Here is a 7483-nt window from a genome sequence, read left to right as displayed (position 1 = left end):
GTCCTCGCGTCCCGGGCTCCCCGCAGCGTCTCCTGCCACGCGAGCGGACCGGCGATGGCCTGGGCTACGTCCTCGTCATCGTCGCCAGGTCGGCCGGAGCGGGGGGCCGGCCGCGTCGCCGTGGATCCGGCCGACGCGCGCACCGCCCGGTTCTGCCCGGACGTCATCGGGAAAGGCCCCGGCGGGGTCGACGCCGACGACCTCGATCGCGCGGCAGGAGGGCGAGCGTGCCGGTCCCGCAGCCGGTGTACGGGACGCGGCGCGCCCCGAACTCCCGAACTCGTCCGCCATGCCTCGTAGACCGACCGCGGCGAGACGTGGACGCGCGAAGCAGTCGTCGGCCATGCGGGCGAACGTCCGCGGCGCCGGACCCGGCCCGGCGACCGGTTTTCCCGGGCGGGCGGACTTCATGTGCGGGGTTCTGGGCACCCAGCCGGTATGGGCAGCCCGATTCCTCCGGGAGCGTCGGCCCGGCGCCTGTCTCCGGTGCCGGAGAACGTCGTGGTGGCCCGCAGGTTCGTGCGGTCGGTGCTGGGCGGTCTGGCGCGGGACGTGGTGGACACCGCCGAGCTGCTGACCGGCGAGCTGGTGACCAACGCCGTCGTCCACGCGCGCACCGGCATCGAGGTCGAGGCCTGGGCCGTCGGGAGCCAGGCCCATGTGCGGGTCACCGACCACCGCCCGGACTACGGGCTGGTACCGCACGTCCGCCATCTGTACGCCTGCACCGGCAGGGGCCTGGCCCTGGTCGAGGAGCTGGCCACCAGCCACGGCGTGCACAGCGGGGACGACCGCAAGACGGTCTGGTTCGAGGTGTGGCCCGAGGCACCCGCGCCGCCGGCGTCCGCGTGGGAGACCTTGGCACCGCCCGGCCGGACCGTCACCGTGACGCTGAACGACGTACCGTACGCCCTCTACTGGGCGGCCCAGCAGCAGTGGGAGGGGATGCTGCGCGAACTGCTCCTCGCCCGAGCCGGCGCCTCCTGGGCCGGGGTGTCCCCGCAGGACCACGCCGCCGCCCAGGACACGAGCAGCATGATCTGCGCGTCCATGTGGGCGGCGGTGGAGCAGGAGACCCCCGACAGTTCGACGCTCTCCCTGCGGGTGGCCTTCGCGGCGGACGCGGCGCCCCGCGTCGCGGCGCTGCGCCGGTTCCTCGACGCCGCCGACACGGCGGCACAGCAGGGAAGCCTGCTGGCCCTGCCGCCCCTGCCGCACATCCGGGCCTTCCGGCACTGGCTGCTCGACCAGATCACCGGCCAGCTGCTCGGCGGACAGCCCACCTCGTGGACGCAGGTCACCGGCGCCCCGGGCGCCAACCCGAGGGACCTGGCGCCGTGGGACGCGAGCGTGGTGGAGGCGGCCCTCGTACCGACCGTCGCGGCGGACGACACCAACCGGATCGTCGCGGTGAACGAGGCCGCGTCGAGCATGCTGGGCTGGCCGGCGCACGATCTCGTCGGCCGGCCGCTGACCGTGCTCATGCCCGAACACCTGCGCCGGCGCCATGTGACGGCCTTCACCTCGCTGCTGCTCACCGGCGAGTCCCGCATCCTGGGCCGCCCGATACCGGTGCCCGCGCTGCACCGGGACGGCCGGGTGGTCCCGATCCGCCTCACCATCCAGACGCAGGAGGCGATCGACGGGCGGACCGTGTTCGTCGCCCAGCTCACCACGACGACGGCTCCTCCCGCCCCGCCGGACGCCCCCGGGGACGTCCGCTCCGCCACCCGGCCGGTGCCGGGCCCGGTGCACCTGCCGAGCACCACCCGGAAGACGAAGACGCTGAGCACACAGGCGGCGGCGCCGGAGTGGCTGTCCCTGTTCGCCGACACCGGCATAGCGCTGACCAGCACCCTCGACCCCCAGGAGCGGCTACGGCGGGTGTGCCATGTCCTGACCCGGAACCTGGCCGACTGGTGCATGGCGGACCTGGTCGACGAGCAGGGCCGGCTGGAGCGGGTCTGTGTCGTGCACCGCGACCCCCGGGTGTCGGTGTCCGGGAACCACCTCGGCACGCTCCCGCCGGCGACCGAGCTCAGCGAGAACTCGCTGCTCAGGGTGTTGCGCGGCGCCGGTCCGCTGCTGGTCACCGACCTCACCCCGTCCGACGGCCCGCTGAGCCCCCTGGACGCCCGGCAGCGGGACCTGGTCCGGCGGCTGGGCGCGAACAGCGCGGTCGTCGCTCCGCTGCGGGCCGAGAGCGCGGTGTTCGGGGCCCTGACGATCGTCCGTACCGAGGCCGGGCACCCGTTCGCCAAGGAGGACGTTCCCCTGATCGCGGAGCTGGTCCGCGCCCTCGCGCTCGGGGTGGACAACGCCCGTCTGCACCAGCACGCCCGCTCCAACGCCGAGCACCTCCAGCGCGCGCTGCTGCCCGAGCTGCCCCACGCCGACCGGCTGGAGCTGACCGCCCGCTATGTGCCGTCCAGCACCACCGCGGAGGTCGGCGGCGACTGGTACGACGCCTTCACGCTGCCGGGCGGTGACATCGTGCTGGTCATCGGGGACGTGTCCGGTCACGATCTCCAGGCCGCGGTCGCCATGAGCACCCTGCGCAACATGCTGCGCGGCATCGCCGTCGACCGGCAGGAACCGCCCGAGGAGGTGCTGCGCCGCCTGGACCTGGCGAGCCAGACCCTGAACCCGCAGTACACGGCCACCTGCGTGTACGGCCTGGTCAAGAGCGACGCCCGCACGACGTACCTGCACTACTCCTCGGCCGGCCATCTGCCGCCCCTGCTGACCACCCAGGAGGGCGACACGCGGTACCTGGAAGCGGGCCGGGGCCTGCTGATCGGGATGGACCCGCGACTGCCCCGCACATCCGCCTGGGAGCTGCTGCCGCCCCACGCCACGCTGCTGTTCTTCACGGACGGCCTCATCGAGCGCCGCGGCGAGTCGCTCGACGAGGCCATGAACACGCTCCGCCGGTCCACCGCCGGCCTGGCCCGGGCCCCGCTGGACGTCTTCTGCGACGAACTGATCCTCAGGTTCGGCCGCGACACCACCGACGACATCGCCCTGCTCGCCCTGCGCCCGGGCCCACCCGGCTGACCCGGCGGTCGCCGCGCGGGCAACAGGCACGAGGGTGACGAAGGACACTTGCCGACAAAGTGCGGTAAGACCGAGCCAAAGCGGCGAAACAGAAAAGGGGTACGTAAATCTTTCGCTAAGCCAAGTTAACCTCTGCACTTATCTCGACGTCGAGCTATTCATTGCCCGACAGGATCGGAAAAAGAAACCGCACCGACCGCAAGAGGCCCGCCTCCGGAAAACGGGTTCCGGAAGCGGGCCTCAAAATTGCGGCTACTGGGCTTCCGCCGATCCGGTCACCGTCTGCGAAGGCATGCGGACCCGCCCGAACTCGGCGAGCCCCCTCTCATTCGGGAACCGATACTGCCGGTAACCCGTCGTGACCAGTCCTCCCTCGCGCAAGACCTTCAGGGCGTTTTCTATGGTGGCGCGGCTGACCGAGAGGGCAGCCGCCAGATCCGTCTGGGACGGCCCTTCCACCATGCGCCCGTGGGTGAGGCAGGGGACGGCGCACCGATCGAGAAGGTGAACGAAGAGCCCGGCGAGCCGCTGCTCCGGCGAGAGGCTGTGGCGGCTGTAGACGCGCTCGCCGATGGCGAGCTGCTCCGCCAAGGCCTTGCCCAGGGCGACACCGACCGCGGCCACCCCTTCCGCCATGGCCCTCAGCCGGGGCAGCGGGATCGCCAGGGTGAGCGTGCTGTTGAGGCAGCGCGCCGTCGGAGCGAGAAGATCGGGGTCGAAGACCTCGGCGACGCCGAGGACCGACCCCGCACCGTGGATCCGCGCCGTCGTGTCCTCGCCATAGCTCGACTCCTCGTACACGCAGCCGGACAGGACCACGTGCACCATCGAGCTGACGGAGCCCCGCAGCTGAGCGCTGCGGGGGTTCGACCGCGTCGACATCAGCGCGGTGAAGTCGTGGCGGAAGCTCTGCGGGAGGCCGGCCAGGAACGGGTGGAGGTCGATGAGAGCCCGTACGGCACGGGAACCGGAGAGGCCGTGGCCGACCAGTCCCGTCTCCTCGTCGAAGGCATACACCGAGTTGCCCAGGACCATGGGCTGCCAGCTGCCCGCCGCCTGTCGCCGGCGGGCATCCTGAACACTTCTGCGCGCCTGCGCGAGCACCTCCTGCTGGCGTTTGCCGGCGAGCCCCATCAGGAGACTCCTCGCGACGGCAGGACCGCCGGCTGTGCCGCGGACGGGTACGCCGCCGGCGACCAGGAGGAGTCGCCCACACGGTGCGGGCCCACCGTGACGGTGGCCGCGGGCGCCGGGGCCGACGGCGGCGTCAGCGGCGCGAACAGGCGCGGCAGAACGCCGAAGAGGAGTGCCACCGCTCCCAAGGCGGCCGCGATGCGCGCCGGCGTGGACGCCAGCACCTTGACGACGAGCACGGCGGTCGCCGCGGCGATCAAGACGATCAAGACCGCAGCCGTAAGGAAATCCATTCCGTGGGTCCTTCTGACTTTGTATCCGACTTGGCGGGTCCAGCAGGTAAGGCTTACTTAAGAAGGGCATCCAGGATGACTGGTGAGGTCATCAGAAAAGCTGCGCCGCTCTTGATCCGGCAGGATATAGCACCACCTGGGCGTCACGAAAATGTCAGCCTCGGGGCAATGCTTGCCCGGTGCCACCGCGAGGCGCCCGCGGCCGGAATCGAAATCCCCAGGGAAACGGACTTACTCCGGAGTAACAGCCAGGACTCCCGAAATCTATGGAATGGTTTGGCCTGGCCCACCGTTACATTCAACGGAGCTGACGTTGTGCCTTGGCGGGTCCAGCGATCGGCCCACTGGGGGCTCCCGTTGGTGGTGCTTCGGGAGCCCCTGGATCAACTCGGACACTCTGACCAGCGCCGATGCGGTGGTCAGGCGTCCGGCTCCGGCTTCTCGGCCGACGGCGCGGGAGTGCCGCCACTCGTCGTTCCACGGGTTCGCCAGGAGCCGATCGCGGTGTCGGCGGCCGGAGTGTAGCCGCGGGGTCCGACAATCCCCGGACAGAGCAGGGCCGCCAGTGTGCGCACGATCACACCTGCAAGCTCTGTGGGCGTACGGGATACGCGTCGGGCTGTTCCCGACTCCGCCGTAGCTCGTGGGCAGGCGGTGGTCCCGGCGCGGACGCGTGCGCGACGACCGGGTGCGACCCCTCACCGGCCCTTTGCATTCGGGAGGGCTCCGACCGGAAGATCACGTCCCCCCGCGGGCCCCGGCCGAGGGCGCCCGCTGCCGGCCGCACCCCGCGAGCGACCGCCGGCGCACCACTCACCCATGGCCTCCGCCCTCGACGGAGCCGGAGCACCCCACGGGAGCGGCGACTCGACGGGCCGTCCGGGTCGTTCCCCTGGCGGGAGAGTCGCGCTCCACGCTCTCCGCCACACGCCAGAAGGGTCCGTGATCAGCGTTTACGCTGATCACGGACCCTTCTGGTCCAGTGGCGGCGCCAGGATTCGAACCTGGGAAGGCTGAGCCGGCAGATTTACAGTCTGCTCCCTTTGGCCGCTCGGGCACACCGCCTGGTACTGCTGCCGTTTGGACCCCGCTTTCGGCGGTGTCCCCCGGCAACGACGTAAACAATACCCGATGCAGGGGGGTGCTCCGCCACCCGGTTGATCTCCGCATCCGGGGGCGCGGGGTGGCTAGGCTGGTGCGGATGCGGCCCGGTGCTCCACCGGGCCCGGCGGTCGCCGCCGCGCGCCGGCACCCACCCCATACGCACCCGGATACAAGGAGCCACAGGACATGGCCGACTCCAGTTTCGACATCGTCTCGAAGGTCGAGCGGCAGGAGGTCGACAACGCCCTCAACCAGACCGCCAAGGAGATCTCCCAGCGTTACGACTTCAAGGGCGTGGGGGCTTCGATCAAGTGGTCCGGTGAGGACAAGATCCTCATGGAGGCGAACTCCGAGGACCGGGTCAACGCCGTCCTCGACGTCCTCAAGTCCAAGCTCATCAAGCGCGGCATCTCGCTGAAGGCGCTGGAGGTGGGCGAGCCGCAGCTCTCCGGCAAGGAGTACAAGCTCTTCGCGTCGATCCAGGAGGGCATCTCCCAGGAGAACGCCAAGAAGGTGGCGAAGATCATCCGCGACGAGGGCCCCAAGGGCGTCAAGGCGCAGGTCCAGGGTGACGAGCTGCGCGTCAGCTCCAAGAGCCGCGACGACCTCCAGACCGTGATCGCCCTGCTGAAGGGCAAGGACTTCGACTTCGCGCTGCAGTTCGTGAACTACCGCTAGGCACACGGAACGCGACGAGGGCGGGTGCCGTGCGGCACCCGCCCTTCCGTGCTGCCCGGAACGCCTCCGGCCGCGCTCAGTCGCGTGAGTTGCCGAACAGGATGCGGTAGACGATCAGCAGCACCAGGGAGCCGCCGATGGCCGCCGCCCAGGTCGCGCCGTCGTAGAAGTGCTTGCTGACCGGGTGGTCCAGCCAGCGCGCCGAGATCCAGCCGCCGAGGAACGCGCCCGCGATGCCGATGAGGGTCGTACCGATGAAGCCGCCGGGGTCGCGGCCCGGCAGCAGGAGCTTGGCGATGGCCCCGGCCAGCAGCCCCAGGATGATCCAGCTGATGATGCCCATGCCGTGAACCTGCCCTCCCGCGCCGTGTCCGCGCCGTCCGCGCCGTCCGCGCCCCGGATTTCCGCCGTGGGCCCGGTGTGCGGCACGCGCGCGTGTATTCGTGCCCTGTCCACGAGGAAGACGCCGGCGGTCCGCCCACCGGTTGCCGCGCTCAGTAGGGTGCGGCGCATGACACGTACGGACGCAGGTCTGCGGCGCGGTCTGGGCCTGCGGGACGCCGTGGTCGTGGGCCTGGGGTCGATGGTCGGCGCCGGGGTGTTCGCCGCGCCGGGGCCCGCCGCGCGGGCGGCCGGGTCCGGGCTGCTCGCCGGGCTCGCCCTCGCCGCCGTGGTGGCCTACTGCAACGCGCGGTCCTCGGCCCGGCTGGCCGCCCGCTATCCGGCCTCCGGCGGCACGTACGTGTACGGCAGGGAGCGGCTGGGCGCCTTCTGGGGGTATCTGGCCGGCTGGGCCTTCGTGGTCGGCAAGACGGCCTCCTGCGCGGCCATGGCACTCACCGTGGGCACGTATGTGTGGCCGGGGCAGGCACACGCGGTGGCGGTCGCCGCCGTGCTGGCGCTGACCGCCGTGAACTACGGCGGCATCCAGAAGTCGGCGTGGCTGACGCGGGTCATCGTGGCCGTCGTCCTGGCCGTGCTCGCGGCCGTGGTCGTGGTGTGCCTGGCCTCCGGCCGGGCGGACGCCGGGCGGCTGGGCACCGGCCCGTCGGTAGGCCCGGGCGGGGTGCTCCAGGCGGCCGGGCTGCTGTTCTTCGCGTTCGCCGGGTACGCGCGGATCGCCACCCTCGGGGAGGAGGTACGCGACCCGGCGCGCACGATCCCGAGGGCCGTTCCGCTGGCGCTGGGGATCGCCCTGGTGGTGTACGCGGCCGTGG

The 7483-nt window shown here is 71.5% G+C and carries 6 protein-coding genes and 1 tRNA gene; 3 read left to right on the top strand and 4 right to left on the bottom strand.

The window, feature by feature from the left end; translation table 11 throughout:
• Positions 1 to 438: 438 nt before the first annotated feature.
• Positions 439 to 3057, top strand: a complete 2619-nt coding sequence (locus H5J33_RS17210; protein WP_181795810.1) for a SpoIIE family protein phosphatase — start codon at positions 439 to 441, stop codon at positions 3055 to 3057.
• Positions 3058 to 3309: 252 nt separating this feature from the next.
• On the opposite strand, the gene H5J33_RS17205 is transcribed toward H5J33_RS17210, so the two are convergent.
• The 3 genes from H5J33_RS17205 to H5J33_RS17195 form a co-directional block, all read right to left on the bottom strand.
• On the bottom strand, positions 3310 to 4191 hold the full coding sequence (locus tag H5J33_RS17205; RefSeq protein ID WP_181795809.1) for a Crp/Fnr family transcriptional regulator: 882 nt from the start codon (positions 4189 to 4191) through the stop codon (positions 3310 to 3312).
• Entirely contained in the window at positions 4191 to 4460 is a 270-nt protein-coding gene (locus H5J33_RS17200) for a hypothetical protein (RefSeq protein ID WP_181795808.1), read from the bottom strand. Before H5J33_RS17200 ends, H5J33_RS17205 begins: the two co-directional genes overlap by 1 nt.
• A 1007-nt stretch (positions 4461 to 5467) precedes the next feature.
• Positions 5468 to 5549 (bottom strand) — tRNA-Tyr (locus tag H5J33_RS17195).
• Positions 5550 to 5774: 225 nt separating this feature from the next.
• On the opposite strand from H5J33_RS17195, the gene H5J33_RS17190 reads away from it, so the two are divergent.
• Positions 5775 to 6266: a YajQ family cyclic di-GMP-binding protein gene (locus H5J33_RS17190; RefSeq protein WP_181795807.1), complete on the top strand. Its 492-nt coding sequence runs from the start codon at positions 5775 to 5777 to the stop codon at positions 6264 to 6266.
• A gap of 76 nt (positions 6267 to 6342) precedes the next feature.
• Here the strand turns inward: H5J33_RS17190 and H5J33_RS17185 are convergent, their stop codons facing one another.
• Entirely contained in the window at positions 6343 to 6609 is a 267-nt protein-coding gene (locus tag H5J33_RS17185; protein WP_030778410.1) for a GlsB/YeaQ/YmgE family stress response membrane protein, read from the bottom strand.
• A gap of 168 nt (positions 6610 to 6777) precedes the next feature.
• On the opposite strand from H5J33_RS17185, the gene H5J33_RS17180 reads away from it, so the two are divergent.
• On the top strand, positions 6778 to 7483 hold a 706-nt coding region (locus tag H5J33_RS17180; protein WP_181795806.1), incomplete at its 3' end, for an APC family permease.

Source organism: Streptomyces sp. WELS2, from assembly GCF_013870595.1.
Taxonomy (GTDB): domain Bacteria; phylum Actinomycetota; class Actinomycetes; order Streptomycetales; family Streptomycetaceae; genus Streptomyces.
Note: the sequence above shows the minus strand (reverse complement) of the source record. Positions and strands in the feature narration are given on the sequence as shown.

Bases quoted from the DNA above. Each gene is read 5' to 3' on its own strand.
- H5J33_RS17210 (WP_181795810.1), top strand. From the start codon at position 439: ATGGGCAGCCCGATTCCTCCGGGAGCGTCGGCCCGGCGCCTGTCTCCG.
- H5J33_RS17205 (WP_181795809.1), bottom strand. From the start codon at position 4,191: ATGGGGCTCGCCGGCAAACGCCAGCAGGAGGTGCTCGCGCAGGCGCGC.
- H5J33_RS17190 (WP_181795807.1), top strand. From the start codon at position 5,775: ATGGCCGACTCCAGTTTCGACATCGTCTCGAAGGTCGAGCGGCAGGAG.
- H5J33_RS17185 (WP_030778410.1), bottom strand. From the start codon at position 6,609: ATGGGCATCATCAGCTGGATCATCCTGGGGCTGCTGGCCGGGGCCATC.